General features: G+C 59.3%; 33 protein-coding genes and 1 pseudogene. 9 read left to right on the forward strand and 25 right to left on the reverse strand.

The window, feature by feature from the left end; all coding sequences use genetic code 11:
- Positions 1-16: 16 nt before the first annotated feature.
- The 20 genes from plsB to L1F06_RS07210 all read right to left on the reverse strand — a co-directional run bounded on the left by plsB (position 17) and on the right by L1F06_RS07210 (position 14,102).
- Entirely contained in the window at positions 17-2,500 is a 2,484-nt protein-coding gene (gene plsB, locus L1F06_RS07120; protein ID WP_129483856.1) for a glycerol-3-phosphate 1-O-acyltransferase PlsB, read from the reverse strand.
- A 183-nt stretch (positions 2,501-2,683) separates the two neighbouring features.
- A complete protein-coding gene (locus tag L1F06_RS07125; protein WP_003244133.1) occupies positions 2,684-3,067 on the reverse strand; it encodes a hypothetical protein in 384 nt (127 codons plus the stop codon).
- A gap of 143 nt (positions 3,068-3,210) precedes the next feature.
- On the reverse strand, positions 3,211-4,053 hold the full coding sequence (locus L1F06_RS07130; protein WP_129483857.1) for an EamA family transporter: 843 nt from the start codon (positions 4,051-4,053) through the stop codon (positions 3,211-3,213).
- A 150-nt stretch (positions 4,054-4,203) separates the two neighbouring features.
- A complete protein-coding gene (locus L1F06_RS07135) occupies positions 4,204-4,596 on the reverse strand; it encodes a hypothetical protein (protein ID WP_129483858.1) in 393 nt (130 codons plus the stop codon).
- 79 nt (positions 4,597-4,675) lie between these two features.
- Positions 4,676-5,146, reverse strand: coding sequence for an AAC(3)-I family aminoglycoside N-acetyltransferase (locus tag L1F06_RS07140; RefSeq protein ID WP_129483859.1), 471 nt, complete (start codon positions 5,144-5,146; stop codon positions 4,676-4,678).
- Positions 5,147-5,262: 116 nt separating this feature from the next.
- On the reverse strand, positions 5,263-6,087 hold the full coding sequence (locus tag L1F06_RS07145; RefSeq protein ID WP_129483860.1) for a hypothetical protein: 825 nt from the start codon (positions 6,085-6,087) through the stop codon (positions 5,263-5,265).
- Between the two features lie 249 nt (positions 6,088-6,336).
- Entirely contained in the window at positions 6,337-6,735 is a 399-nt protein-coding gene (locus L1F06_RS24990; protein ID WP_129483861.1) for a lysozyme inhibitor LprI family protein, read from the reverse strand.
- A gap of 96 nt (positions 6,736-6,831) precedes the next feature.
- Positions 6,832-7,245 (reverse strand): hypothetical protein, encoded by a 414-nt coding sequence (locus tag L1F06_RS07150; RefSeq protein ID WP_129483862.1) that lies wholly within the window; start codon positions 7,243-7,245, stop codon positions 6,832-6,834.
- 84 nt (positions 7,246-7,329) lie between these two features.
- A complete protein-coding gene (locus tag L1F06_RS07155; RefSeq protein WP_129483863.1) occupies positions 7,330-7,770 on the reverse strand; it encodes a hypothetical protein in 441 nt (146 codons plus the stop codon).
- Between the two features lie 86 nt (positions 7,771-7,856).
- Positions 7,857-8,405, reverse strand: a complete 549-nt coding sequence (locus L1F06_RS07160; protein ID WP_129483864.1) for an Imm42 family immunity protein — start codon at positions 8,403-8,405, stop codon at positions 7,857-7,859.
- A 79-nt stretch (positions 8,406-8,484) separates the two neighbouring features.
- On the reverse strand, positions 8,485-8,919 hold the full coding sequence (locus tag L1F06_RS07165; RefSeq protein WP_129483865.1) for a DUF4826 family protein: 435 nt from the start codon (positions 8,917-8,919) through the stop codon (positions 8,485-8,487).
- A 122-nt stretch (positions 8,920-9,041) separates the two neighbouring features.
- On the reverse strand, positions 9,042-9,353 hold the full coding sequence (locus tag L1F06_RS07170; protein ID WP_129483866.1) for an Imm39 family immunity protein: 312 nt from the start codon (positions 9,351-9,353) through the stop codon (positions 9,042-9,044).
- Positions 9,354-9,515: 162 nt separating this feature from the next.
- Entirely contained in the window at positions 9,516-9,764 is a 249-nt protein-coding gene (imm45, locus tag L1F06_RS07175; RefSeq protein ID WP_129484265.1) for an Imm45 family immunity protein, read from the reverse strand.
- An 87-nt stretch (positions 9,765-9,851) separates the two neighbouring features.
- Positions 9,852-10,349 (reverse strand): hypothetical protein, encoded by a 498-nt coding sequence (locus L1F06_RS07180; RefSeq protein WP_129484226.1) that lies wholly within the window; start codon positions 10,347-10,349, stop codon positions 9,852-9,854.
- 80 nt (positions 10,350-10,429) lie between these two features.
- Positions 10,430-10,882 carry a hypothetical protein gene (locus L1F06_RS07185; RefSeq protein WP_129484227.1) on the reverse strand — a complete coding sequence of 151 codons (453 nt, stop codon included), beginning with the start codon at positions 10,880-10,882 and terminating at the stop codon, positions 10,430-10,432.
- Positions 10,883-10,962: 80 nt separating this feature from the next.
- Positions 10,963-11,391, reverse strand: a complete 429-nt coding sequence (locus tag L1F06_RS07190) for a hypothetical protein (protein WP_129484228.1) — start codon at positions 11,389-11,391, stop codon at positions 10,963-10,965.
- 87 nt (positions 11,392-11,478) lie between these two features.
- Positions 11,479-12,174 carry a hypothetical protein gene (locus tag L1F06_RS07195; protein ID WP_129484229.1) on the reverse strand — a complete coding sequence of 232 codons (696 nt, stop codon included), beginning with the start codon at positions 12,172-12,174 and terminating at the stop codon, positions 11,479-11,481.
- An 84-nt stretch (positions 12,175-12,258) separates the two neighbouring features.
- Entirely contained in the window at positions 12,259-12,738 is a 480-nt protein-coding gene (locus L1F06_RS07200; RefSeq protein ID WP_252576700.1) for a GNAT family N-acetyltransferase, read from the reverse strand.
- 84 nt (positions 12,739-12,822) lie between these two features.
- A complete protein-coding gene (locus tag L1F06_RS07205) occupies positions 12,823-13,212 on the reverse strand; it encodes a hypothetical protein (protein ID WP_129484099.1) in 390 nt (129 codons plus the stop codon).
- A gap of 83 nt (positions 13,213-13,295) precedes the next feature.
- Complete coding sequence (locus tag L1F06_RS07210; protein WP_129484101.1) at positions 13,296-14,102, reverse strand: HNH endonuclease; 807 nt, start codon at positions 14,100-14,102, stop codon at positions 13,296-13,298.
- A 152-nt stretch (positions 14,103-14,254) separates the two neighbouring features.
- Here L1F06_RS07210 and L1F06_RS07215 point away from each other — a divergent pair.
- From L1F06_RS07215 to L1F06_RS07240, 6 genes and pseudogenes are all read left to right on the forward strand, one after another.
- Positions 14,255-15,036, forward strand: a pseudogene (locus tag L1F06_RS07215) (tyrosine-type recombinase/integrase).
- Between the two features lie 159 nt (positions 15,037-15,195).
- Complete coding sequence (locus L1F06_RS07220) at positions 15,196-16,119, forward strand: ABC transporter ATP-binding protein (RefSeq protein WP_129484103.1); 924 nt, start codon at positions 15,196-15,198, stop codon at positions 16,117-16,119.
- Positions 16,116-16,847, forward strand: coding sequence for an ABC transporter permease subunit (locus tag L1F06_RS07225; RefSeq protein ID WP_003244158.1), 732 nt, complete (start codon positions 16,116-16,118; stop codon positions 16,845-16,847). The genes L1F06_RS07220 and L1F06_RS07225 overlap by 4 nt, the downstream gene beginning before the upstream one ends.
- A 9-nt stretch (positions 16,848-16,856) precedes the next feature.
- The gene (locus tag L1F06_RS07230; protein ID WP_129484105.1) at positions 16,857-18,689 is read left to right on the forward strand and encodes a GldG family protein; all 1,833 of its coding nucleotides are present in this window, start codon (positions 16,857-16,859) and stop codon (positions 18,687-18,689) included.
- 164 nt (positions 18,690-18,853) lie between these two features.
- Positions 18,854-19,843, forward strand: coding sequence for a DUF4340 domain-containing protein (locus L1F06_RS07235; RefSeq protein ID WP_129484107.1), 990 nt, complete (start codon positions 18,854-18,856; stop codon positions 19,841-19,843).
- Positions 19,844-20,139: 296 nt separating this feature from the next.
- Positions 20,140-20,349, forward strand: coding sequence for a cold-shock protein (locus tag L1F06_RS07240; protein WP_003244161.1), 210 nt, complete (start codon positions 20,140-20,142; stop codon positions 20,347-20,349).
- Positions 20,350-20,565: 216 nt separating this feature from the next.
- Here the strand turns inward: L1F06_RS07240 and L1F06_RS07245 are convergent, their stop codons facing one another.
- The 5 genes from L1F06_RS07245 to L1F06_RS07265 form a co-directional block, all read right to left on the reverse strand.
- On the reverse strand, positions 20,566-20,937 hold the full coding sequence (locus L1F06_RS07245) for a hypothetical protein (protein WP_129484109.1): 372 nt from the start codon (positions 20,935-20,937) through the stop codon (positions 20,566-20,568).
- 5 nt (positions 20,938-20,942) lie between these two features.
- Positions 20,943-21,752 carry a putative RNA methyltransferase gene (locus L1F06_RS07250; protein WP_129484111.1) on the reverse strand — a complete coding sequence of 270 codons (810 nt, stop codon included), beginning with the start codon at positions 21,750-21,752 and terminating at the stop codon, positions 20,943-20,945.
- Positions 21,753-21,955: 203 nt separating this feature from the next.
- On the reverse strand, positions 21,956-23,098 hold the full coding sequence (gene dapE, locus L1F06_RS07255; protein ID WP_129484113.1) for a succinyl-diaminopimelate desuccinylase: 1,143 nt from the start codon (positions 23,096-23,098) through the stop codon (positions 21,956-21,958).
- A gap of 67 nt (positions 23,099-23,165) precedes the next feature.
- Positions 23,166-23,363 carry a hypothetical protein gene (locus tag L1F06_RS07260; protein ID WP_252576744.1) on the reverse strand — a complete coding sequence of 66 codons (198 nt, stop codon included), beginning with the start codon at positions 23,361-23,363 and terminating at the stop codon, positions 23,166-23,168.
- Complete coding sequence (locus tag L1F06_RS07265) at positions 23,300-24,322, reverse strand: iron-containing alcohol dehydrogenase (protein WP_252576745.1); 1,023 nt, start codon at positions 24,320-24,322, stop codon at positions 23,300-23,302. The genes L1F06_RS07260 and L1F06_RS07265 overlap by 64 nt, the downstream gene beginning before the upstream one ends.
- Before the next feature lie 124 nt (positions 24,323-24,446).
- Here L1F06_RS07265 and tcdA point away from each other — a divergent pair, with 124 nt between their 5' ends.
- From tcdA to L1F06_RS07280, 3 genes are all read left to right on the forward strand, one after another.
- Positions 24,447-25,256 (forward strand): tRNA cyclic N6-threonylcarbamoyladenosine(37) synthase TcdA, encoded by an 810-nt coding sequence (tcdA, locus tag L1F06_RS07270; protein ID WP_003244169.1) that lies wholly within the window; start codon positions 24,447-24,449, stop codon positions 25,254-25,256.
- A 143-nt stretch (positions 25,257-25,399) separates the two neighbouring features.
- A complete protein-coding gene (locus L1F06_RS07275) occupies positions 25,400-26,194 on the forward strand; it encodes a substrate-binding periplasmic protein (protein ID WP_003244170.1) in 795 nt (264 codons plus the stop codon).
- A 48-nt stretch (positions 26,195-26,242) separates the two neighbouring features.
- Positions 26,243-26,713: a YehS family protein gene (locus tag L1F06_RS07280; protein WP_003244172.1), complete on the forward strand. Its 471-nt coding sequence runs from the start codon at positions 26,243-26,245 to the stop codon at positions 26,711-26,713.
- Positions 26,714-26,755 lie beyond the last annotated feature (42 nt).

A 26,755-nucleotide genomic window follows, 5' to 3' on the forward strand; every position in this document is an offset into this window, starting at 1 on the left:
GCGCGCGACCCTACGATTACGGCGCCGCCGGCTCATCCTCGTTGCGATCGAGCGCCACCTGGCGGATCGACAGGCGAATCTCCGCCGGCAGCACGCGCTTGGCGGCGCCTTCGGCCAGTTCGCTGAGCAGCGGATGATGACTCAGCTTGCCGGCCTCGTCCTGGCGCAGCACGCCCTGATCCAGCAGGCTCTGGATGAAGTGACGGAACAGGCTTTTGTCGAAGAACTCCGGCGCGTTCAGGCCATGCAGGATCGACAGGCGCTGGGCCATGACCGTGCACAGGTCTTCCAGCTCCTCGGCGCTGATCGCGTTCTGCCCGGCGTTGAGCAGCAGGGCGATGGCCATGTAGAAGCGCTGCAGAGTCTGCGCCACCGAACGCGACAGCAAGGTCAGCAGCACGAACTGGCGTGAGCTGGGCGCCGGGCGCACGTACACATCGCCCTCGACCTTGAGCAGGCCCTGCTCGACGAAGGCCGCCAGCCACTGGTCCACCACGTCGTCCAGCTGTTCGATCTCCCAGCGGATGAACAGCTCGGCCTGCAGGTAGGGATACAGCGCCTTGGTGAAGCGCAGGATCTGCTCGCGGCTGATCCGCGCGCTGCTCTGGAAGAAGCTCGCCAGCAGCGCCGGCAGGGCGAAGATGTGCAGCACGTTGTTGCGGTAGTAGGTCATCAGGACGGCGTTCTGCTCGTCCAGATAGAGAATCTTGCCCAGCGCATCCTTCTGCTCGGCCAGCAGGTCCATGCCCTTGACGTGCTCGATCAGCGCCGCGCCGTCGCCGTCCGGCAGGGTGGTGTGTGGCGAGTAGGGCACCGCGCGCAGCAGCGCCAGATACAGGTCGAGCACGCGCGCCAGGGCGCGGTCGTCCAGGGCCAGCTTGCTGGTGGACAGCAGCGCCAATGCCACCAGGTTGACCGGGTTGATCGAGGCCGCCTCGTTGAGGTGGCGCGCCACGCGCTCGCCCAGGCGGTTGGTGGTGTCGTTGAGCCAGGCCGGGCGGTACTGCGGGCCCAGCTCCTGCTGGCGCCAGCCGGGCTGCTGCTGATCGAGGAACTCGGCCAGTTTGATCGGCTCGCCGAAGTTTACCGAGACCTGGCCGAAGCGCTGTTTGAGCGCGCCGAGCACCTTGAACAGGTCGAAGATCGACTCCTTCTTCTTGCTCGCGCCGCGCAGTTCGCCCAGGTAGGTGCGGCCTTCCAGCACGCGCTCGTAACCGATGTACACCGGCACGAAGACGATGGGCAGGCGATGCGAGCGCAGGAAGCTGCGCAGGGTGATGGCCAGCATGCCGGTCTTCGGCTGCAGCATGCGCCCGGTGCGCGAGCGGCCGCCCTCGACGAAGTACTCCACCGGGAAGCCCTTGCTGAACAGGGTGTGCAGGTATTCGTTGAATACCGCGGTGTACAGCGGGTTGCCCTTGAAGGTGCGGCGCATGAAGAAGGCACCGCCACGGCGCAGCAGGCCGCCGATCACCGGCATGTTGAGGTTGATGCCGGCGGCGATGTGCGGCGGCGTGAGGCCGTTGCGAAACAGCAAGTAGGACAGCAGCAGGTAGTCGATGTGACTGCGGTGGCAGGGCACGTAGATCACCTCGTGGCCCTGGGCGATGTCGCGCACGCCTTCGACGTTGTGCACTTTGATGCCGTCGTAGATCTTGTTCCAGAACCAGGAGAGCACCAGCTCGAGGAAGCGGATCACCGTGTAGGTGTAGTCCGAGGCGATCTCGTTGCCGTAGCGAAGCGCCTGGGCTTCGGCTTTCTCCAGGCTGATCTTCTCGCGCTCGGCTTCCTCGGCAATCGCCTGGCGCACCATCGGATCGTGCACCAGGCCCTTGACCAGGTTGCGCCGGTGCGACACGTCCGGGCCGATCACCGCCGCCTTCTGGTTGCGGAAGTGCACGCGCAGGATGCGATGCACCATGCGCAGCGTGCGCTCCTGGCCCTTGTCCTGCTCGACCAGCTCGCGCAGGTGGATCGGCGTGGAGAACTGCACGCGGGTCTTGCGCCCGAGAATCAGGATGCTCACCAGCCGGCGCAGGCGCCCGGTCACGGCCCAGCTGTCGGCGAACAGGAGCTTCCAGGCGCTGGTCTCGCGGTCCGGCGACTGCCCCCAGAACACGCTGACCGGGACGATCTGCGCGTCGTCCACGGCATGCTGGCCGAGGGCGGTGACCACCCGATCGAGGGTCGGCGAGATGCCGCGCTTGTCCTGACGGCCGAACCAGTCCGGCTCCGGCGTCAGGTAGAAGAAGGCGGCGGGCTCGATGTGTTCCCCGACCGCTACTGGCAACACCGGCCGCGGAAGGCCAGCCTTGGTGCACTCGCGGTCGACCACCGCCAGGTCGCTCACCGAGGGCTGCTGCAGCACATAGAACACCGGCTTGCTGCGGTCGAGCTTGAGGGTGAATGCGGACTGGTTGATGGTTTCCGAGCGTACCCAGAGGTACAGCAGGCGGCGCAGCGCTCCAAAGGCGAGGCGGCGCAGGGGAGAACGGGTCATACGGACTCTTGAGCAGTTAAACGAGCGGATGCTCGGGAAGGTCGCTAGTGTGCCGCAAGCCCGCGTGGCGGGCAAAAAACTTCCGGGGGAAGTTCTTCACCGCCCTGCAAGGCGGACCCGAAGGCCTCTTGCATACGCGCTGCGCAAGGGCTCGCAGCGCGTACCCAGGGTAGGGCGCCGGTGTTACAGCGTGATGTTGGCGCTGTTGGCGGTATCCCAGCTCGGCAAACGCCATTCCAGGTGATAGGAGGCCGAGCCGATGTGATAGCCGATGCCGATGACGCTGGCGACGACCTCGCCTTTGGCGGTGAAGAACACCGAGACGCCATTGCCGGCGCCGCGCTTGCCTTCCGAGACGTGGCAGACCGCTTTGCCTTTGTGCGGATACTTGTCGTTGGCGCCCGCCTGACCGTCGTGATTGGTGATGGCGTTGTAGGCCTTGGCCACGTTCTTGCGCCAGGTCGTGCCACCGTCACCGACCTTGGCGATGGCAAAGGCGATGAAGTCATCTTCGCTCATGACCCCATCGCTGCCGGTGGTCTTGGGGCCCCAGATATTCTTCGACATCGTGTTCCCTCCTGTGCGGGTGAAGTGCTCAGTAACTCTAGCTACCTGGCCGGCACCAGCGAGGCGGGGCGACGGAGGGTCGTCAGGCAACGTCAGTCGAGTAGGGTGGGCTTCAGCCCACCACCTGCGACAAGGCGAAACCCTCAGGCCAACTTCATCACCACCACGCCGGCCGCGATCACCGCGCAGGCCAGGACACGAATCGGCCGCAATGGCTCCTTGAGCAGCAGCACCCCCAGCAGCACGGCGAACAGCACGCTGGTTTCGCGCAGCGCCGATACCAGCGCCACCGGCGCCTGGGTCATGGCCCAGATCACGATGGTATAGGCGGCCATGGACATCGCCCCGCCGGCCAGCCCGCCACGCCAGTGCGGGCCCAACTGCAGAAAGGCCTGGGGGCCGCGACTGAGGGCCAGCACCAGCGCCATCACCACGCCGTTGACGGTGAACAGCCACAACGAATAGCTCAGCGCGTCGCCATTGCTGCGCGCACCCACGGCGTCGCTCAGGGTATAGCCGGCGATAAACAGCGCCGTCATCAGCGCACAGGCCAGCATCGCCCCTCGCGGCGCCTGGTGATGCCCGCCGCGTATCGCCATCAGCCAGATGCCCAGCACCAGGGTCAGCAGCCCCAGCAGTTGCAGGGCATCGAGGCCGTCATGCAGGAGCAGCAGCGACAGCAGGGCGACCATCAGGGGCGAACTGCCGCGAGCGATGGGATAGACCTGACCGAGGTCGCCGTACTGGTAGGCGCGGGCGAGAAAGAAGTTGTAGCCGATGTGCAGCAGCGCCGACAGCGCGATCCAGGGCCAGGCCGAAGCCTGTGGCAGCGCCACCAGCGGCAAGGCGCAGAGCGCCACCAGGCCGGCACCGATCTGGATCAGCGTGGCAGTGAGGAAACGATCCAGACCGATCTTGAGCAGGGCGTTCCAGCCGGCATGCAGGGCAGCGGCGGCGATGACGGCGAGAAAGACCGTGGTTTCCAAAACGGGCCTCGGTAGCGGGGTAGTTGGAGGGCGTCGCCGGAACGGGGCCGGCTTTCATGAGCACATCATGCAGGCGGCGATGATCCTACCAGGCTGTGACACTCGGAAGACCAACGCCGCTGCAGTCGCAGGGCGCCGCGCGAACGGCTGCTAAAGCGCGGCGCGGCGCCGGGTTGCCAGCAGAAAGAGCAGGGTGAAGACGATCACCAGCAGATCCAGAACTACGGCGGGCGCCGCCGTGGCGAGGTATTGCTGGCCGTAGAGCAGCACCAGCACGACGAAGATGGCCTTGCTGGTCGCCGCGAACACGGCGCAGCACACCCGGTTCTGCGGGCTGAACGCGCCGTAGATCAGCATCACGCCGATCAGCCCGACCAGCGCCGACCAGCTGCGAATGACCAGACCTTCCAGCTGCCCGTTGAACGAGGCGCCGAACATCGACTCCAGCGCCTCCTGGGGCGCGAACAATCCATAGAACATGCTTGCCGTGAGCACGCCGGATATCAGCATCAACCAGCGGAAGTTGCGTGCGATCAGGTCCATCGGGGCGATTCCTTGCAGTGATGAGCGTGCGTGAGAGTAGACGCGATTCGTCAATATTCGGCCAACGCAACGGGGGAGGCTAGCCGCGTTCCAGCGGGATATCGAAATGCAGCACATCCTCTCGAATGCCGAGCTTGGTATAGAGCGCGATGGCGGGATCGTCGCCATGGTCCGCCTGCACGTAGATGACGTAGGCTCCTCTGGCCGCTGCGATGTGCTTCAACTGCTCGATCATCGCCGTCGCGATGCCGCGCCGCCGATGCGGCTGCGCAACGGCCAGGTCGTAGATGTAGATTTCCGCGCGCGCCTGCTCGAACTTGGGCAGCAGGTAGGCCGCCAGCCCGCCGACCACCTGCCCCTCGGCCAATGCGGCAATGGCGAAGAATGCATCGCTCGCCAGCAGCCCCTGCAGGTAGGCATCGTCGGGCTGCGCTGCGGTGTAGGTCGCCGTCTCCCCGAAGGCCTCGCCGAACATGCTCAGCATCGCGCGCATGACATCGAGATGCTCGCTGCCTAGCGTCTGGATCGAGATACCTTGTGCTTCTTTCATGGCAATCACCTCTAGGTAGAAGGAGGAGGGTACTGGTGGCCAGGTTGGGCTGCGCATCGACCTCCACTTGCGCCCGCATGTCCTGGTCCAGGCCAAGGCCGCCAGCCGTATGCAGGCTATGGTTCCAGACGCTGCCTGGCCTCGTCGTGGGATTCTTGGATCAACGAGCCCCATTGAGCGCTGTCCGCGTTCAGGGTCAGGGTAAATTCCTCATCGCCTTCGCCCTCTTCGACGAAGGTGACCAACCAGACGGCGCCCTGCTGGGAAATCTTCTGCCGCTTCCATTGCGCACTGTGGTGATCCATGTTCGCGACGTGCCGCCTGGCGTGGCACAGCGCGGCCTCTGGGGTATGCAGTGGGGGCGCTGGGCAATGGCTGTTGTGATTCAGATAGTGGTCGAACACCTCGTTGTCGCCAATGGCGTGAACGGCTTCGACGACCATCCTGCCTTGCTTGTCCATCAGGCCGCATTGGCCGCCGCGAAGCAGGGTGTGCTCGCCATGCCGTTCTTCCACGAAGGGGCCGTTGCACACCACTGCATGCCCGTAGTCGTAAGGCAGTAACAGATCGAAGCCGGGCGTCAGCACGGTTTCCAGTCGTGCGTCGATAAAGACCATTCGATCCTTCACCAGGCCTCGGGCAAGGCCCTCCCTGAAATAGTCGCAGCCATTGTCGAAGAACAGCACACGTTGCGAGCGCCCGTCCTGCAGCAGGTAGAAGGCTTCGCTCGCCGCGAGGACGACGCAGGCCATGCCGCTGCCGTCGAAGGCCAGGTTCTCGGCGTGTTCGCTGTTAAGCGTGAGCCGATCACCCTCAACCACGCCGCAGTCCTTGAAGTAGGCAACGCTGCCGTCGTCCTGTTTGCTGGGATAGACGCAGGGCTCACCGGCCCAGACCAGAGACGAGCACAACGAAAGTGCCAAGAGGATGATGGACTTCATGGGGCTTCCTGCGCTGTTCAGATTGTGGGCGGGGGCCAACGGCCTGGCTCCGCCCGTGATCAATATGCTGGCGGAAGTGCCGGCCATGCCGCTGTGACATGGCCCGGAAAGCATGAACCGGGCATGTGTGTTTCCACTCAATCGTGCTGAAGGAATGTGCACTCATTGAATGCTAGCGTTTGGTTAAGGGGCGGGCTTTAGCCCGTCCCAGTGAGCGAAGCGAACGGTTTGAACCAGTTGTTATGCGTACTACCACGCACAACCGTTACAGCCTTTTTTGAAATTGTAGCTTTCTAACTGCTCAAGCCTGTCTAGTGTTCTGCGTGTAAGGCAGATGCTGCGGCCAGAAGAAACTAGATTGTCGCTTTCCTTTCGTGGCTCGTGAAAAACACAGTCAGCGTCTCGAAACTTTACCCATAGCTGCTGTGCGGCTACTAAGTTTTTCCTATTCTCAAGAACAGGAGAGTTTCTCAGCTTTGAGTATTGGTCATTTAGCTCTTTGTCCGCTTTTCTGTAAAGGGTAGAGTAACAGCCAGATATTTGTTTGTAAGACATATGTTCGCCGCACTCTTTCTCTTCTGATCTCAGGTTTTGTGAGTCAGCAAGAGAAAAGTTGGTGAAAATTATTGCCAGGATGAAAGCTAGCATTGAGCGCACGCTGATTCCTTGGTGTGCATAACGTTTGGTTAAGGGGCGGGCTTTAGCCCGTCCCGAGAGAGCGAAGCGAACGACTTGAACCAGTTGTTAGGGCGCATCTCGCACGATTTTTAGATTGTGAACGGAGTTGTTCATGAATTTAATTACCAGTATAGAATTGTGCCAGCCTAAGCCGGAGCACTGTCCTAGCTCATATGAAAATGTTGAGTCAGAGATTTTATCTGGGGTTCCGAGGATTTCAGAGACTTGCTTTTGGGTTTTGCTTTTTAAGATTTCTTTTTGAATTAAATCCAGTGCCATTCCGCCACGCACGCAGCCAGGGTCATTGGTGATTTTGTACGGATTAGAACGTTCTACCCAGCTTGATGAACTGAATGGTTCTGCACCCGATATCACATCAAAATAGTAACTCCATGTCAGAGCGGCAATAAAAAACACTATTGTTCCTATGGTAAGAAGTACAAGTGCTTGTATGGCTTTGAAAACAGCGCGAAACACCATGACGCTTCCTAACGTTTGGTTAAGGGGCCGGCTTTAGCCGGTCCCAGTGAGCGAAGCGAGCGACTTGAACCAGTTGTTATGCGCTTACACGAATTCATACTCTGCTAATCCTGTGTTAGCCGAGCCTGTAAGGAAACGTATAAACAAAGTATGCTGGTAGCCTAGTTGCTCTCTAAATGCTTTGAGCTTTGATAGGTCTTTGAAGCTTTGTTCTTGGTTTGTGGACTTCTTTACTTCAATAGCTATTAAATTGTCATTGGTCATCCGTCGATGGATGATTATGTCAGGAACAACATTGTGCTCGGAAGTTGAGCCTTCTGGCGAAATGGCATAAATAAGGCGTTTTATTTTTTCTATGTCTCGATTGTACTCGCAGTCAACGTGCCAGCCAGAAAATGCCCCAGCCAGTTTCATTGCAAGTTGATGAGAGATGGCTTGCTCGCTAGAGTCGTTTGCCAGTAACTGATGCTGTTCTGCAACGAATTCGTGAAGCAGGGTTTCAAGGTTAATGTCTTGGACTAACACTTTACTCTCCTAAGTGCATAACGTTTGGTTAAGGGGCCGGCTTTAGCCGGTCCCGAGTGAGCGAAGCGAACGACTTGAACCATTTGCTAGGCCTTTAGTCTTCTTACCTGCTCAGAATACCAGTTGGAAAATTCTCTAGATGCTCGATAGAAAGAGAACTCTGTGCACCTGTAGGTTCTGACAACTTCTTGCTTGTAGTCGTAGTTGAGTATTTTGATGTGCTCACTTGGTGGCTTTAGAATAAAAGACTTTCCACCTCGGTCGAACATTTCACCCCAGTTAGTAAGAAAATCAAATTTTGAATATTTTTCAGCATCTCTGATTGTTTCTTCTAATGTTCTGAGGTCGTCGATTTCTATATTTCCATGATGCCCATAAAGCGTGCCATCAAGAAAATTCCAAATTTCTACGTCGCTTAGGCTTTCTAGCTCTTTCGTCCATAGTGCATCTAGTCTTTTAGATATTTCTTGGAAACTTGCGTGGCAATTGTATAAGCCGCAGTGTGGGTCATCAAAATCGCCGATTTGTGTGCCCGATACCCATATGCATAGCCGGCCCCATGGTTCAGAAGGCGGTTCTAAATGTGGCTCGATCATCGCCTCAATTGCGAAGTCTGACTTGTTGCCGAAGATCATCCGTGGATTGCCTAACGTTTGGTTAAGGGGCGGGCTTTAGCCCGTCCCAGTGAGCGAAGCGAACGGTTTGAACCACTAGTTAGAGGTCACGCCAGAGTTCGCCTTCATCGGCGCAGTCTTGCAGAAGCTGTGCACGTGATTCTAGCTGTGGCGAAAGGGCTTTCCAATCTGCGGAAGATCCGACGGAGAATCCTGGCGATGACTCTCCACGCGCCATAGAAACTGCCGCACTGAGCCAACGGGTAGCAATAGCTTTAAGGGCATCGCGAGGATGTTTTATTTTTTCAGCAGACACATAGTCTGTTGGAAGGTCACCGCAAATTACCCACCAGCCAACCCAGCCGGGACTTGATTTGCTCTCGATGGCCCAGATGGAAACGTAAGGCATCAAATGCCAAGCAGGCCATTCTCCAATTCGGCCATGCTCTACTTGGTGAACTTTCAAGTAATCGGCGACTTCGTTGCGGCGCTCACTGCACCACTTCTCTTCGACTTCCGAACTGTCGTATGTCATTGATGATCTCTAACGTTTGGTTAAGGGGCCGGCTTTAGCCGGTCCCGAGTGAGCGAAGCGAACGGTTTGAACCAATTGTTATACGGTGATTTTCGGGAGACCATACTTTGTTGATACTAAATTTAGTACATGAACTGAAATTTTTTTATTTCGGCATCTAGGTTTGACGAATTTTGGAGTTGTTGTAATGGGATCTGTATAGAGGCTTCCAGTTCTTTATGTTTGTTGATGCGCCCTATTTCTACTTTTTGTGAGGTGTCTGCTCCATATTTGACAATGAGGCTGACTTTATCAAATGGGGCACTTGTAGACCAGCCGGATAACCTCATGCACTCGGAAAGGTCTTTAGATGCCTGCAACAAGGCAGGTCCAAAGCCTTTTACTTTTCCTTTGACTAAACCTACGCCGCCTAGAAGGAGAAGGTAATCGTTCATGAGAAGTCCGTATAACGTTTGGTTAAGGGGCGGGCTTTAGCCTGTCCCAGTGAGCGCAGCGAACGGTTTGAACCACTAGTTAGGTTTCACGCCGTGGCCCGGTGGATAACAGTCCACGTAACTGACGGCTTCAACTTCGCACTCGGGATAAATCCAGGTTTGTCAATTTTTCTTTAGCCAAGCCACTGACACTGCGCCAGTTTCATGCTTTGCTTCGGCAGGAAACACCAACTCGGTTTGTCCGGCATGATGGCCAGATGAACATATCAGCTTATAAAACGTTGGTGAATCATGTTCTTCGATAATCATGAAGTCGACGATTTTCTCAAATGGAGCTTTTGCCGGGAAACGGAATACCACACCTCTTCCAAAAGATTTTTTCTTGCAGTTTGCAAGTGGGCGCCAATTCATCGTGTGACCTAACGTTTGGTTAAGGGGCGGGCTTTAGCCCGTCCCAGTGAGCGAAGCGAACGGTTTGAACCAGTTGTTAGGGCTGACTCAAAGCCTATTCATTCGCTTTAGCCTTGATGCAAAGCTGAGGGCTACGTAGTAAGGAAGGCTTATAAGGCTTCCAACTGCAAGGGGCTTCCAGCCAGTGACTTCAAATATTATTTCTGACAAGCTTGCTCCGACCATAAAAAGGAAGCCATATAGAAGACTATGAACAATGGTTCCGGATATTAGTATGTTTGGAGCTTGAAGTAATCGTATTGAAATTTCTTTATCTGCAACTGATTTCCAGTTTTCTATGGCTTTGTTGATTCCGTGTGCGCAAAGCGCTCCGCACGTTATGAATAAAGTAAGAAGCGCAATGGAGAAATAGTTAAATGAAGCGGTTTCAATTTCTAGGATTGGGATAAGATACGGTGATTCATGTTTTCCGTTGATTGCCGATAGGTAAGCTATCCCTGAAACGGTAAGGCCGGCTATCAAGGACTTTTGAGCTAGCTCAAGTGCGCTGTGATAGTACTCTATGGCTAGTTCATCTAGGTTCATGCTGATTTGGCCCTAACGTTTGGTTAAGGGGCGGGCTTTAGCCCGTCCCAGTGAGCGGAGCGAACGGTTTGAACCAGTTGTTATGCATTCACAAGCCCCTTGAATTGCTCAATAGGAAAGTCATGCTCAACCCACAGCTCTTTATATTTTTCAGGCCCAATGTTCTGGTGTATTTGCCACAAAATTTGCGTAATTTGCTGAACGATTTGTAGGGCAGGGCAGGTTCCTTGCAAAAGAACCCTGTAGTTTTCCTCTTGAACCATTCCCCAGCTTTGCCAATCGTCAAACCAGCGAGCTTCATAGACTGCGTTATCTTCTGTGATGCTTACGAGGAGTTGTAGTTCACCCGGCTCGTCCATAAATATTGCTTTCGCATTTTTGCTGCCTGATTTTATTTGCAGTGCCATTAGCGAAAGATCAAGCAAGCTGTCGTGCAAGTATGAAACTTGACTGCTTATTGAGTCTGCTTCATTGCTAAAGCAAATCTTTGCCCATCCATGTTCTTCTAACTGATACTCAATTATGAATTTCATTTTGCATAACGTTTGGTTAAGGGGCGGGCTTTAGCCCGTCCCAACGAGCAGAGCGAGTGATTTGAACCACTAGTTAGGCTTTACGTGGAAAGCTTAAAGAATTGCTCAAATTTCTCATCAATTTCTTTTAGCTCTTGAGAAAACCAGAGCTTTATCTGAGTTTGCTCATGAAGATTTTTCTTCCGATCTTCACCTTGAAGCCCGGGCAAGGTTCCCTCAAGCGCTTGTAGGGTGACGGCTTTTTTATAAATATCGTCCACGAGATATTTGACCCACGAGGCGCAACCGAAAACAAAATATGCTTGTTTGGTTTTTTGCAAGAACTCAATGTCTTTGTTTGGGGGGACTCCGCCTTCGATCACAATTGACGCCATAAAACTAGTTATCTGCTCATACACAGAATATCTACGATCAAAAAGCTCATGTTTCAGTCGTTGCTTATTGGTGAACCATTCACGCCACGCAACAAAGGCAACCAGTATTGAGACCAGAATGGTTAGATTCTCCATGTTTCTACCTTTGCCTAACGTTTGGTTAAGGGGCGGGCTTTAGCCCGTCCCAGTGAGCGAAGCGAACGGTTTGAACCACTTGTTAGCTTATTCCTCACCAATTTGGTCGATGCTACGAAGCAGTAACCGACCAAGAGGTGTAATTGAATACCCATTGGCTTTTATCATGCCTGTCTTATCATCAAATTCTGGTAGCTCACCTTTTTTTGCTCTCTTAAATCCTGGTCGCAATAGTCCCAGACTTGCAAGATGGGCCTTATGGGTTTGATGGAGAACGTGTTTATCTAATTCTTCTTGGCTGCCACCAAGGTAGGCGAATGATGGCTGCAATGCGTCTTGATGTATCTTGAAAAATTCTTCGGAGTCTGGTTCTCCGTGATGCAGTGTATAGGATTTCAATATTATTATTTCGAGATCATTGAGTTGGCCGAGTATAGATAGTAGCCGTTTATTCTCAATGTATTCTAGGCGGTCATTCGTAAGACTATTTTTGAGAAGTGAGGCTATGTAGTCTTTTCTTTCTTCACTAAGGGCCCTAGCGGCCTGAAGAAATCCATCCTCAATCAGGTCTACTGATTTGGGAGTAACGATTTTTTCTTCAACCTTTGATTTTTCTTCTTCGGCAATCTTCGATTCGATAAGCTTTAGCAGGGATTCAATTCTGTCAATTCTTTGGTTTGGTATTATTGCGCCAATAATCTCTGCAGCCAATGGTCCAACAAATGGAATAGCTCCGACTAGACCTTTACCTAAGATAGTTGCAATATCCGTATTTTTTGACATAAAGTCTCCGTGAAAGCTAACGTTTGGTTAAGGGGCGGGCTTTAGCCCGTCACAGTGAGCGAAGCGAACGGTTTGAACCAGTTGTTAGGCATCAGAACTTGCGCTGGTTGCTGAACTGAGTGACTTGCCCATGAAGACGCTGAGCGGATGCTCGGGATATGAGCCGAATGCGCCTCGACGCGTATAGCCTTGATTTGTGTAGAACCTCAGTGCCTCCGGTTGATATGGCCCGGTTTCAAGCATGAGCTCTCTGCAGCCTGACTCGTACGCACTTGCCTCTAGGGTGGCGATGAGTTTCTTTGCAATACCTTTGCCCCTGGCTTCGGGTAGCACATACATGCGCTTGACCTCGCCGTATAAGTCATTCATGACGACAGCGCCACAGCCTAGGGCAGCGTGTTGTTCATCTCTTGCAACGACAAAAAGGACATTGGGTTTGGAGAGTGACGCGAGGTCGAGCGCATAACGCGCCTCTGCCGGATACAGAGAGTCTTGATAAGCATCGAGATCTGCGATGAGAGCTATGACATCCGGCTGATTGGGGGACTCTTGTTCGACGCGCATAGTGGATTCTGATGCCTAACGTTTGGTTAAGGGGCGGGCTTTAGCCCGTCCCGAGTGAGCGAAGCGAGCGGCTTGAAGCAGTTGTTAGCCTTTGCGGTGTCTGGGAATTAAAATAAGACGCCCATCTCTCCGTACTTGGTCGAGCCCTATATTTGCCTGCTGCTTTTGTTCTTCGCTCCACGCGCAATTTTCGCGCCAAAACCTGCTTTTTAAACTAAGTCGGCTAGCTAAGGTTGGGTTGTAACGGTAAATCATATGCGATAAATCATCCCATTTATGGGCTACCTCATACTGCTTCTGTCTTGAAGGTTCTTCACCTTCTTCTAGTCCGGCGAAATATGCCTCGGTCGCATAGTAAGCTTCATTGAGCGCTTGTAAGGTTTTTTCTGTATGTTCTTTTTCTGCGCGCTTTTTTTCTGAAAGAAATGGTATCAGCTCACTAACTGCCGAGAATAGTTCTAGCCAGGTGTCCATGTGATTTCTCCAGTGGCTAACGTTTGGTTAAGGGGCGGGCTTTAGCCCGTCCTAGTGAGCGAAGCGACGATTTGAACCAGTTGTTAGCCACCGGCTTTCAGGTCAATGTTTTGGTTCCAACGATTGAAGTGGGATTCAAGGTCTTTCTTCTTGGGTATAGCGCTGGCTTCTAAGGGCTGGGCAACTGACTTGCCCTGAAGGTAACCGTAGTCATCCTTCGCGTCGGGACTAACAACTACTTTCCGCGTGCATGGGTCGATCGATATGACTGCTAGGTCGAATAAGGTGTGAACATCTGCGCGTAGGAGTAGCCCACGCTGGACATCGTAGTGTTGCTCATCTGCGTACGGGGTGATATGAGCAGCCTCTAGGACTGCAACGGTTGTGCAGCCTGTGATCGCACACTTTTTCTCATAGAGATGTAATAGTTCTTGCCTGAATTTTTGTTGGCCCCGACGATCCCATATTTGCTGAATTAGCTTCGCGTCTGCTGGTGAGAGAACATCAGTGATAGCCTCTTTACGTTTGTTCGTTATGAACGCACGTACGGCCTCCACGAGGCAGATAATCTCGCTTTCAGTTGAGATGGCGACACGCGGGTACTTATAGTTTGTCTTTGGCTTTGCATATCTCCCGACCGTTGTTTGAAGACCGTAAATCCAGACTTTAACCTCTTCTAGCTCCCGCCCGGTGCTTAACTCTAGATTCTGAACCGCTAGACCGACCTCAATAGTTCCAGAGGTATCAACGTCGGAACCGTACAACGATAGTTGTGTCTTGGAATTGGCGAGATACCTTTTCCTAAACTCAGAAAACGCGTCACGAGACCAATGAAGATCTTTCGCGAGACGATCAAAGTGGTCAACAACCGACTCCCACGAGATAGGCATGATAGTTCTCCGGTGGCTAACTATAAATAGACACCAAATGGTGTATAACCTGCCGACTGGCAATGGGGGATAACCTTCCTTGTCATATCTCTACTCCCTGTCTAGGCTGGGGTTTTGCGGGTCAGGATGATCGATTTGGGAGGTTATACGCCATGGATGATAAACCCCGCTTGCTCAATCAGATGCGTGATCGAATCCGCCTGAAACACTACTCCATCCGTACCGAACGCGTCTATTGCGAGTGGGTGAAGCGTTTTATTCGCTTCCATCATTACCGTCACCCTCAGGAAATGGGCGCTCCCGAGGTAGAGGCTTTTCGTACCGATCTTGCCGTGCGGCGCGACGTGTCGGCGTCTACATAGAATCAGGCACTGGCGGCTTTGCTGTTTCTTTATAAGGAAGTGTTGGCACTCAATCTGCCTGGTTGTCCGATATCGTCCGCGCGAAGAAGCCCCAGCGGCTGTCCGTCGTACTGTTCATTGATGAGGTGCGGCGTGTACTGGATGAGCTCGACGGCGAACTCTGGTTGGTCTGTAGCCTGCTTTATGGTACCGGTATGCGTTTGATGGAAGCCTTGCGTCTGCGAGTCAAGGATGTTGACTTCGCGAGGCATGAAATCCTTATTCGCGATGGCAAGGGAATGAAAGACCGCATCACCATGTTGCCGCAACGCCTGGAACAGCCGTTGCGCCATCATCTGGATGAGAAACGGGTGCAGAGGAACTTCAAGCGCGCCGCCCGGGGGGCCGGCATCGTCAAGCAGATATCCCCGCATACCCTGCGTCACTGTTTTGCCACCCACCTGCTGGAGGCGGGACAGGACATCCGCACTGTGCAGGAGTTGCTCGGCCATGCTGACGTGAAGACCACCATGATCTACACCCATGTGCTCAACCGCGGCGGCCTGGCGGTGCTCAGCCCGTTGGATCGCTGAGGGTGACCGCGGGGAGGCGGTAACCTCCGGTAAATCTCGCCGCCCGCCATTCGGTTGCAATCAGCGCGCCCGACTTCTTATAGTTCCGCCGGCATTTTTGCAGGCCTGGCTCGTGCCCACGAGCGGCGCGCCAGGCTTTGACCGCACTGGTGAGAGGCCATGATCGATATAAGAAACCTGACCAAGCGTTTTGCGCAGCACACGGCAGTCGATGACCTGTCGTTCCAGGTCCAGCCAGGGGAAGTGCTGGGCTTTCTCGGCCCCAACGGGGCCGGCAAATCCACCACCATGAAGATGCTCACCGGCTTTCTCGCGCCGACCTCCGGTACGGCGAGCATCCTCGGTTGCGATATCCAGACCCAGACCCTCGAAGCCCAGCGGCAGATCGGTTATCTGCCGGAAGGCGCGCCTTGCTATGGCGATATGACGGTGCGCGGTTTTCTCGACTTTATCGCCGAGGTACGCGGTTTTCGCGGTGCCGAGAAGAAGCAGCGCGTGCAGCGCGCGGTGGAGCAGGTGGAGCTGGAAAAGGTGCTGGAGCAGAGCATCGAGACGCTCTCCAAGGGCTTCAAGCGCCGCGTCGGCCTGGCCCAGGCGATCCTGCATGATCCGCGCGTGCTGATCCTCGATGAGCCCACCGATGGCCTCGACCCGAACCAGAAGCACCAGGTGCGCCAGCTCATTCAGGGCCTGGCGCGCGACAAGATCGTGATCATTTCCACCCACATCCTCGAAGAGGTCACGGCGCTGTGCACCCGCGCGGTGGTGATCGCCCAGGGCCGCTTGCTGGCCGATGGCACGCCGCTGGAGCTGGAAAGCCGCTCGCGCTATCACCAGGCGGTGACGCTGGTGGCCGATGAGGCGCTGGATCAGGCTGCTCTTGCGGCGCTGCCAGGCGTCGCCGGTGTCGAGGAGAACGCCCGCGAGCACAGCCTGAGCGTGCTGGCGCAGCCGGGCGAGGTGATCTTCCCGCAGGTCAATGCGCTGATTGCCGAACGCGGCTGGAAGGTCAAGGAACTCAACGTGGAACGCGGCCGCCTGGATGAAGTGTTCCGCACGCTGACCCGGGGAGAGCAGCCATGACCCAGTTGCCCGTGATCTTCAAGCGCGAGCTGGCGAGCTACTTCGCCACGCCGCTGGCCTATGTGTTCATCGTCATCTTCCTGGTGCTGTCCGGGGTGTTCACCTTCTACCTGGGCGGCTTCTTCGAGGGCGGCCAGGCCAATCTTTCCGCCTTTTTCAACTTCCACCCCTGGCTCTATCTGTTCCTGGTGCCGGCCATTGCCATGCGCCTGTGGGCGGAGGAGCGCAAGTCCGGCTCCATCGAGCTGCTGATGACCCTGCCGATCACCCGCTTCGAGGCGGTCACCGGCAAGTTCCTGGCGGCCTGGGTGTTCGCGGGCATCGCGCTGCTGCTGACCTTCCCGATGATCATCACGGTCAACTACCTGGGCGAGCCAGACAACGGCGCCATCGTCACCGGCTATATCGGCAGTTGGCTGCTGGCCGGCGCGTATCTGGCCATTGGCTCGTGCATGTCGGCGCTGAGCAAGAATCAGGTGATCGCCTTCATCCTGGCGGTCAGCGCCTGCTTCCTGTTTATCGTCAGCGGCTTTCCCATGGTGCTCGACGCCTTCGCCTGGGCGCCGCAGTGGCTGGTGGACGCCATCGCCTCGCTGAGCTTCCTGGTGCGCTTCGACGCCATCAGCAAGGGCGTGATCGATCTGCGCGACCTGCTGTATTTCCTCTCGCTGATCGCCGCGTGGCTGACCGCCACCGCCGTGGTCATCGACCTGAAGAAAGCCGACTGAGGAGCGCCCATGAAAAAGCTGATCTATTCCGGCGCCGGGCTGCTGCTGATCGCGGTGGCCTTTCTCGCCTTCAACCTGCTGGCCGGCTTGGGCCTGGGCGGTGCGCGCCTGGACCTGACCGAGCAGAAGCTCTACACCATCTCCGATGGCACCAAGCAGATCCTTGCCGAGCTGGACGAGCCAATAAACCTGTACTTCTTCTATTCGGACAAGGTGGCCAAGGACCTGCCGGCGCTGCGCACCTACGCGCAGCGTGTGGAGGAGATGCTCAAGGCCTATCAGCGTCAGGCCGGCGGCAAGATCCGCCTGCACGTCATCGACCCCGAGCCGTTCTCCGAGGACGAGGACAAGGCTGCCGAGTTTGGCCTGCAGGGCATCCCGCTGCAGCAGGGCGGTGACTCGATCTACTTCGGCCTGGCCGGCACCAACGGCCTGGATGACACCCAGGTGATCCCGTTCTTCGCTCTGGATCAGGAGGAGCATCTGGAATACGAGCTGAGCCGCCTGGTGCAGACCCTGGCCAAGCCGGAGCTGCCGGTGGTTGGCGTGCTCTCCGGGCTGCAGATGACCGGCGGCTTCGACATGATGGCGCGGCAGCCGACGCCGCCGTGGATGGTGCTGGAGCAGGTGCGCCAGTTGTTCCAGATCGAGCAGCTTAAGGCCGACGTCGACCTGATCCCCGAGAACGTCTCGGTGCTGTGGCTGGTGCATCCGAAGAACCTGCCCGAGCAGACCCTGTACGCCATCGACCAGTTCGTGCTGCGCGGCGGCAAGCTGATGGTGTTCGTCGACCCCTATGCCGAGGCCGATACCGGCGATATGCCGGGGGAGATGGCGGTGGACCGGGCGTCCGACATCGAGCCGCTGTTCAAGGCCTGGGGCCTGCGCCTGGTGCCGGACAAGGTGCTCGGCGATGGCTCCTACGCCATGTCGGTCAACCGTGGCCAGGGGCAGCGCCCGGTGCGCCACGCCGCCTGGCTGAGCTTGCCGCGCAAGGCGCTGGATCAGGATGACATCGCCACCGCCGGGCTGGAGAGCGTCACGGTCGCCACCGCCGGCATTCTCGAGTCGGTGGAGGGGGCGAAGACGCGTTTCACCCCGCTGATGCAGAGCTCGGAATACGCCATGCCCTTCGACGCCCAGCGCTTCGCCATGCTCAGCAACCCGGAGGAGCTGATCCGTGAACTGGAGCCGACCGGCGAGCGCTACACCATCGCCGCGCGCATCGACGGTCCGGCGCAGAGCGCCTTTCCCGATGGCATCGAAGGCCGCAAGGACGGCCTCAAGTGGGCCGACACCATCAACGTCATCGCCGTGGCCGACACCGACATCCTCAGTGATCGCATGTGGGTGCAGGTGCAGGAGTTCTTTGGCCAGCGCATCCCGCAACCCTGGGCGGATAACGGCAGCTTCGCGATCAACGCGCTGGACAACCTGGCCGGCTCCGAGGCGTTGATCAGCGTGCGCTCGCGTGGTCGCTTCAGCCGCCCGTTCGTGGTGGTCGAGGAGTTGCAGCGCGCCGCCGAACAGCGCTTCCGTGACAAGGAGCAGGCCCTGCAGGCGCGTCTGGCCGAGACCGAGCAGCAACTGGCCGCGCTGCAGCGCAGCGACGACCCCAGCCAGGCGCTGGAGCTGACGCCGGAGCAGCAGGGCGCGTTGCAGCGTTTCATCCAGCAGAAGCTGGAGATTCGCAAGGAGCTGCGCGAAGTGCGCTACCAGCTCAACGCCGATATCGAGGCGCTGGGGCGCACGCTGAAGATCATCAACATCGCCCTGGTGCCGGCGTTGCTGACTCTCGGCGTGTTGACGCTGTGGCTGTGGCGGCGGCGCCGTCACGCTTGATGTTCACCTGTGGGAGGGGCTTCAGCCGCGACCGTTGCTGAAGTGCCTCCCCCAATGTCTGGTTTTCCAGAGGCCCGTAGGGTGTGCCGTGCGCACCACTCAGGAAGCTTCGGTGCGCACGGCGCACCCTGCGTGGCTTCATCCTATCCAAGGGTGAAAAGATCATGGGACGTAAAGGTCTGATTGCATTGATCGTCATCGTGCTGCTCTGCGTGCTGGGTTATCTCGCGGTACAGCGCGACCAGCAGCAGAGCACGGCGCAGATCGAGCGTGCGCCCTGGCTGGCCGCCGAACAGGACTACCTGGGCAGCCTGCAGGCCGTGGAAGTGGAGCAACCCGGCCAGCCGCCGGTGCGCATCGAGCGTCGCGACGAGAGCTGGGTGATGCCGGCCAAGGCGGATTACCCGGCCGCGCCGGAGCCTCTGGCCAGGCTGCTGCGCGCGTTGCGCGAGGCGCGCACGGTGGAGGCCAAGACTGCCAATGCCCAGTGGCATGGGCGCCTGGGCCTGGCCGAGCAAGGGCAGGAGGACGAGCAGGCGCTGCGTTTGCGCCTGTACTTCGACGGCCACCCGGAGTTGAACCTGCGCCTGGGCAATCCATCGCAGCAGGGCAGTGGGCAACTGGTGCGTCGCGCCGGCGAGGACCAGGTCTGGCAGATCGATCAGGTGTTCGAGCTGCCCACCCATGAACTGCAGTGGCTGGATCGCCGGGTCAGCGACATCCCCTTCGCCAGCGTCAAACGCCTTGAGCTGCGTTACGCCGACGGCGAGACGCTGACGCTGAGCAAGACCGATGCCGAGCAGTACAACTTCACGGTCGAGCAGCTGCGCAAGGATCAGAAGCTCAGCTTCGAGGGAGTGGCCAACGGCATGGTCACGCTGTTCTCCAATCTCCGTTTCGCCGACGCAGCGCCACTGGCGCAGGTGGGGTTCAAACAGGCGCCGATGCTGACATTCAGCCTCGGCGGTTTCGATGGCCAGAAGCTCGAGGGCCTGTTGTACAAACAGGGCGAGCAGTACTGGCTGGTGCTGGCCGAGCATCAGGGATTCAAGGCCGGCGAGATCAGTGCACGCAGCGACTGGGCCTATCGTCTAGAGGCCGATCAGGTGCAAAGGCTGGCGAAGAAGTTGCGCGATCTGCTGGCCATGAACTGAGGATGTCGTGGTGACAGAACGTTAGGCGCGTTTTGAAGGCCGTTGCCGCCAGGGATGGCGGGCCGAAAAAACCTCTGGAAGTACTGCGCTGCTTGGGCGAAGTTCGCTTCTAAAAAGTGCTTTTCAGTCACATTTCATGCTTTATACTCGGCCGAGCGGTTGCTGCAAGAACGCCATTCGCTTGACCTGCTCCATGTTCCATTTGCCGGGGTTGGCGAACGATGAAGAACGTTTTTACCGAGCCGTCAAAGCCCCTGCTGGACAATAAAAACATAGCGAGTTTGGAGAAGTTGGTAATGGCAGATCGTGAGACTGGAACCGTCAAATGGTTCAATGATTCCAAGGGTTACGGGTTCATCCAGCGCGAAAGCGGCCCGGACGTATTCGTTCACTACCGTGCCATCCGCGGCGAAGGCCACCGCACCCTGATCGAAGGTCAGAAGGTCGAGTTCGGCGTGACCCAGGGCCAGAAAGGCCTGCAGGCGGAAGACGTATCGGCGCTCTGAACGCCAAGCTCGTAATGCCACAAGGCCCGTCGATGACGGGCCTTGTCGTTTCTGCACGCTGTACTTTTCAGGGCGGGGGATGGCGCGGTGCGCACGGCGCACCCTACGACGATCTCGGTTTCGCCGTCGCGGTTCTGTAGCCAGATGCGGGGAAATGCCTCGGTCAGGCCCCGGATTGCATCCGGGCTACGGGCGCTCGATTCAAGGCGGCCACTTTTATTCGGTACGCCAGACGATCTCGGTTTCGCCATCGGCATCGACCTTGATCCAGCGGTCGGCTTCCTCGTCGCTTTCATCCTCCACCCAGGTGCCGGGTGCACAGCGGATCTGCACGCCGAGCGCGGCATGGGCGGCGCGGGCGCAGGCCAGGTCGTCGGCCCAGGGCGTGGCATCGCTTTCCAGGTACAGGCTGTGCCATTTGCCCACGGCTTTCGGCAGCCAGGTCACCGGCACTTTGCCGGCCTTGCACTTGAAGGTCTGGCCTTTCTGCTGCCAGTCGCTGCACGGGCCGAGTGCCTCAGCCAGCCACTGCGCCACGGCGTCGCGTTCGGCGTCTTTCAGGTAGATCTCGATATCGGGTTGGCGCATTAGATTCATTCCTGAGTTTTGACGATCCAATCGTAGCGGATGGCGACGGTGACTTCGAAGGGGGCGGCAATCACCGCTTCGCGGCGTTCGGCGCTGGCGCGCCAGCCGTGCGGGGTCATGGCCAGCAGGTCGGCGCGGGCTTCGGGCTGGGCCAGGTGTAGCGGAAACTGCAGGGTCTCGCTATGCGCCAGGTGCATGCCCGGCGGGATCAGCGCCAGGTGCTTCTCGTCGTCATAGTCGCGCACCTCGTCATACAGCTTCTGCCGCAGCTCCATCAAGTGCACGCGGGTCGGGCCCATGCGCAGCAGGCCGCCGCCGGGGGCTAGCAGGCGCTTGGCCTCGTTCCAGTCGAGCGGGCTGAATACGCTGGCCAGCAGCTCGCAACTGGAATCGGCCAGTGGCACGCGAGCCATGCTCGCCACCAGCCAGCTCAGCTGCGGCGCGCGCTTGCAGGCGCGTTTGACCGCCTCGCGGGAGATGTCCAGGGCGTAGCCGTCGGCGAGGGGCAGGGCGCGGGCGATCTGCTCGGTGTAGTAGCCCTCGCCACAGCCGATATCCAGCCAGCGCGCCGGTTTGTACTCGGCCGCCAGTGCCGCCAGGCGCGCGGCCAGCGGCGCGTAGTGAGCGCCCTCGAGAAAGCGTCGGCGCGCCTCGACCATGGCGGCGTTGTCGCCTGGGTCGCGGCTGTTCTTGTGTTGCACCGGCAGCAGGTTGTAGTACCCCTGGCGCGCGCGGTCGAAGCTGTGCCGGTTGCTGCAGATCAGGCCGCTGTCACTCGGCTCCAGCGACGTCTGACAGATGGGGCAGATCAGCATGCGTAAAATCCGGGAATAGGCCGTCGCGAGCGCGCCGAGAGCAAGGCGGACGGAACGCAGCGACGAGACATATCGAATAGATAGGCGAGGAGCGAGTACCGCCTCACAGCCGCTTGCGGCTGAACCGCCGCAGGCGGGCCCGAAGGGCGAGCATCGTGAGTCACGCAGCTATCGGTGTGCGCAGCAAGCCTATTCATGGATTTTCATGCCAGCAGTTTCACCAGGGTTCGGTAGTAAACCTCGGTGAGCAGGTCCAGATCGCTGGCCAGCACGCGTTCGTTGATCTGGTGGATGGTAGCGTTGACCGGGCCGAGCTCGACCACCTGGGTGCCCAGGGTGGCGATGAAGCGACCGTCGGAGGTGCCGCCGCTGGTGGACGGCGTTGTGTCGCGACCGGTTACGGTCTTGATGCTGGCGGCGACGGCGTCGAGCAGCTCGCCCGGCTGGGTGAGGAAGGGCAGGCCGGACAGCGCCCACTCCAGGTGGTAATCCAGGCCGTGCTTGTCGAGGATGGCGGTGACGCGCTGCTGCAGGCCCTCGACGGTGGATTCGGTGGAGAAGCGGAAGTTGAACACTGCCTTAAGTTCGCCGGGGATGACGTTGGTGGCGCCGGTGCCGGAGTTGAGGTTGGACACCTGGAAGCTGGTCGGCGGGAAGTAGTCGTTGCCATGATCCCAGTGCTCGGCGGCCAGTTCGGCCAGCGCCGGGGCGGCCAGGTGAATCGGGTTCTTCGCCAGGTGCGGGTAGGCCACATGGCCCTGCTTGCCGTACACGGTGAGGGTGCAGCCGAGCGAGCCGCGGCGGCCGTTCTTCACCACGTCACCGAGCAGGGTGGTGCTCGACGGTTCGCCGACGATGCACCAGTCCAGGCGCTCGTTGCGCTCGCGCAGGCGCTCGACCACGGCCTTGGTGCCGTGCTGGGCCGGGCCTTCCTCGTCGCTGGTGATCAGGAAACTGATGGCGCCCCTGTGGTTCGGGTGGTCGGCGACGAAGCGCTCGACGGCGACGATCATGCTCGCCAGGCTGCCTTTCATGTCCGCCGCGCCACGGCCGCAGAGCATGCCCTCTTCATCGACGCGTACGTCGAACGGCTGGTACTGCCAGGCGTCCAGCGGGCCGGTGGGCACCACGTCGGTGTGGCCGGCGAAGCACAGCACCGGGCCGTCGCCACCGCGTTTGGCCCAGAAGTTCTCCACCTCTTCGATGCGCATGCGCTCCACCTCGAAACCGCAGGCGGCCAGGCGGCGCATCATCAGTTCCTGACAGCCTTCGTCGACCGGGGTGACGGACGGGCGGCGGATCAGGTCGAAGGCAAGCTCCAGGGTCGGGGTGAGGGTTGCGGTCATTGCGGCTCCGGTACGGCGGCTGGCGTGAAGGCTGGCCATCTTAAAGCAAAAGTCGTTACCGATCAGGTCATAAGGCGCGTAGCAGGACCCGCTCGCACAGGTCCAGATCCAGTTCGCTCTGGTCGCCGGCGCCGACCAGGCCGTGGCGTTGCAGTTGTGCCAGCACCTCCGGCACCACTTCGGCATCCAGCCCGTGTTCGCTCAGGCGGGTTGCCAGGCCGAGTCGGCCGAACAGTTCTGCGGTGGCGGCAATGGCGTCGTCCATGCGCTGCGCTGCGCGGCGCTGCCATCGCGCAGTTGCCACACGCGCTCGGCGTATTGCAGCAGCCGGTCGCGCCTGATCTCCCGATATTCGCCGAGCAGCGCCGGCAGGATCAGCGCCAGGCTCTGCGCCGCCGTCAGGTGATACAGGGCGCCGAGCTGCTGGCCGATCAGGCGAGCGCTGCGGTCGCGCGGCATGCCGTAGCCGAGCGGACCTTGTCGCGTCTGCAGCACGCACCACAGCAGCGAGGCTCGGGCGTCCTCGGCGTCGGGGTTGGCCTGGGCCGCCGGGCCGGTTTCGATCAGGGTCAGCAGCAGGCTTTCGGCGTAGCGCGCCTGCAGGGGATCGGCGGGCGTCGCGGGCAGGTAATGACTGAGGGCATGATCGAAGGCCTCGACCGTGGCCTGGGCGAGCTGGCGGGCCGGCCAGTCGAGATGGGGGCGGGTGTCGAGGATGGCGAAGCGCGGATGCAGCAGGGGGCTGGCGAAGGGCAGTTTCTGCTGGCGCTCGGCGTGGCTGACCAGGCCCTGCGTGTTGCCCAGGGCGCTGCCCAGAGGCAGGCTGAGCACGCAGCCCAGCGGCAGGGCTGCCCGTATCGGCGCGCCACACAGCAACTGCAACGGGTCGCCGGAGTGACAGAGAGCAGCGGCGAGGAACTTGCCGGCATGGATCAGCGCATCGCCACCGATGCTGAGGATGAAATCGCAGCGCTCCTTGCTGGCCTGGCTGACCGCGCGCAGCAGGGTGTCGTACTGCGGATTGGCCTCCACCGCGCCGAAGCGGCTGAGGCTGACGTCCGGCAGGCTGCGTTGCACTTCATCCCACAGGCCGCTCTGCAGGATGCCGGCGCCGCCGTGCAGGGCGAATACGCGGCTGCCCGGTGGGATTTCCTCGCTCAGGCGGCTGAGCTGGCCTGAACCGAAATGCAGGCGGGTAGGGTTGTAGACGCTGAAATTGCGCATGGTCGACGCCTCACTGCTGCGCTCACTATAGCTCTGGCCAGCGCTGCCGACGGTTGACCTGCCCGGCGGGCTTGGGTGGGGCGGAGGCTGTCCCTATAATGCGCGCCTTCCTGCAGGGGGTGAGATGAACACAGACGATCAGCGATTCGGCGGCATAGCCCGGCTTTACGGTCAGGAGGGCTATCAACGCCTGGCCGCGGCGCATGTGGCGGTGGTCGGCATCGGCGGTGTCGGTTCCTGGGCTGCCGAAGCCCTGGCGCGCAGCGGTGTGGGCGAGATATCGCTGTTCGATCTGGACGACGTGTGCATCACCAATACCAATCGCCAGGTGCACGCGGTGGAAGGTGCGGTGGGCAAGGCCAAGGTGGACGAGATGGCCGCGCGCATCCGCGCCATCAACCCGGCCTGCGTGGTGCATGCGGTGGCCGATTTCGTCACCCGCGAGACCATGGCCGAATACATCACCGAACAGCTCGACGGGGTGATCGACTGCATCGACAGCGTCCCGGCCAAGGCCGCGCTGATCGCCTGGTGCAAGCGGCGCAAGATCCAGATCGTCACCACCGGCGGAGCCGGTGGCCAGGTCGACCCCACGCAGATACAGGTCACCGACCTCAACAAGACGTTCAACGATCCGCTGGCGGCCAAGGTGCGCAGCACCCTGCGCCGCGACTACGGCTTCTCGCGCACGCCGGGGCGCACCTACAGCGTGCCCTGCGTGTTCTCCACCGAACAGCTGCGCTACCCCAAGCCCGACGGCACGGTGTGCCAGGCCAAGGGCTTCGTCGGCGAAGGGGTGAAGCTGGACTGCGCCGGTGGTTTCGGCGCGGTGATGATGGTGACCGCCAGTTTCGGTATGGCCGCGGCGGCCAAACTGGTGGACAAGCTGGTGGCCGGCGCGCGGCGCCCCAGCGAGCGCAAGCCCGCCGGTTGAGCAGGCCCGGCTGCGGCCGCTTGGCTATGCTTGGGGCGGGAGAGGTTGGAATGGCGGCACGGATGCTCGTACTGCAGTCTGTATAGAGGTGACTCGTGTCGTATCTGAATTTGCGCGCCCATGTTCAAAGGCGCTGGGCACGGATGCTCGCTTCCCTCCTGCTGCCGGCCTTGCTGGCGGTCATGCTGCCGACGCAGGCCGAGCCTAAGACACTGCGCATCGGCACCGGCGACTGGGCACCTTATGTCGATCAGGGGCGTAGCGACGGCGGCGCCCTGGCACGCCTGATCAGCGCGGTATTCGCCGAGTCCGGCTACCGCGTCGAGTACTTCTTCCATCCCTGGGATCGCAATGTGCTGATGCTGCAGCAGGGCCAACTGCACGCCATCATGCCCTACAGCTGCAGCCCCAGTCGGCTCAACTACGGTGTCTGCAGCGACCCGCTGGTGCGCGGTGAGGTGGTGTTGTTCCACCGTCGCGACAAGGCCTTCGACTGGCAGCATGTCGAGGACCTGCTGCGCTACCGCATCGGCACCACGCTCGGCTATTCCTACGGCCCCGCATTCGACGAGGCATTGCAGGCCGGAAGCCTGCAGGTGGAGCTCAGCGGCAAGGAGGAGACCAGCTTCCGCCTGCTGGAACTCGGGCGCATCGACCTGCACCCGCAGGACCGAGCGGTGGGCTATGCCATGCTGCGTCGTCTGTTCCCCGATGGCGGCAGCCATATCACCCATCACCCGCGCTTTTTGAACAAGGAACCGTTGCGCCTGCTGTTTCGCAAGGACGACCCCGCAGCAGCCGAGCTGCTGCATCAGTTCAATGCCGGCCTGCGCCGTTTCGCCGGGCGAGGCGATCTGCAGAGCCTGCAGCAGGCGCTCAACTCCGGCAACGCCGACGATTGGCTGCCCAGCGCGCCGAGCCAGGCAGCGCGGGAGTGAGCGTCTTTTCCGCTATCATCCGGGTCCCTCATTTACCGAGTCGCGACCGTGCTCAATAACGATGTGCTGCGCAGCCTGCGCTACCTGCTCGATGTCAGCGATGGCAAGTTGGAAGATTTCTGCCGCTTGGCAGACTATGCGCCGGAGCCAGGCCTGATTTCGGCCTGCCTGCTGCGCGAGGAAGACGCCGGTTACCGGTCATGCAGCGACGTGCTGCTGGCCCATGTGCTCGAGGGGCTGGTGTTCCACAAGCGCGGCAAGGACGACAGCCGTCCGCGCCTGCCGGTGGAAAAGCGCCTGAGCAACAACCTCATCCTGAAGAAGCTGCGCGTGGCGTTCGAGCTGCGCGACGACGATATCCAGGCCATCCTGCAATCGGTCGACCTGCCGATGACCAAGGCCGAACTCGGCGCCCTGTTCCGCGCACCCGGGCACAAGCATTACCGCGAATGCGGCGACCAGATCCTGCGCAACTTCCTGCGTGGGCTGACGCTGCGCGAGCGGGGCAAGAGCGACTAGCGGCCAGACTCTCGGGGGAGCAGGTTCGTGCTCTCCTTAGGG

Source organism: Pseudomonas hydrolytica, from assembly GCF_021495345.1.
In the GTDB taxonomy this organism is placed as follows: domain Bacteria; phylum Pseudomonadota; class Gammaproteobacteria; order Pseudomonadales; family Pseudomonadaceae; genus Aquipseudomonas; species Aquipseudomonas hydrolytica.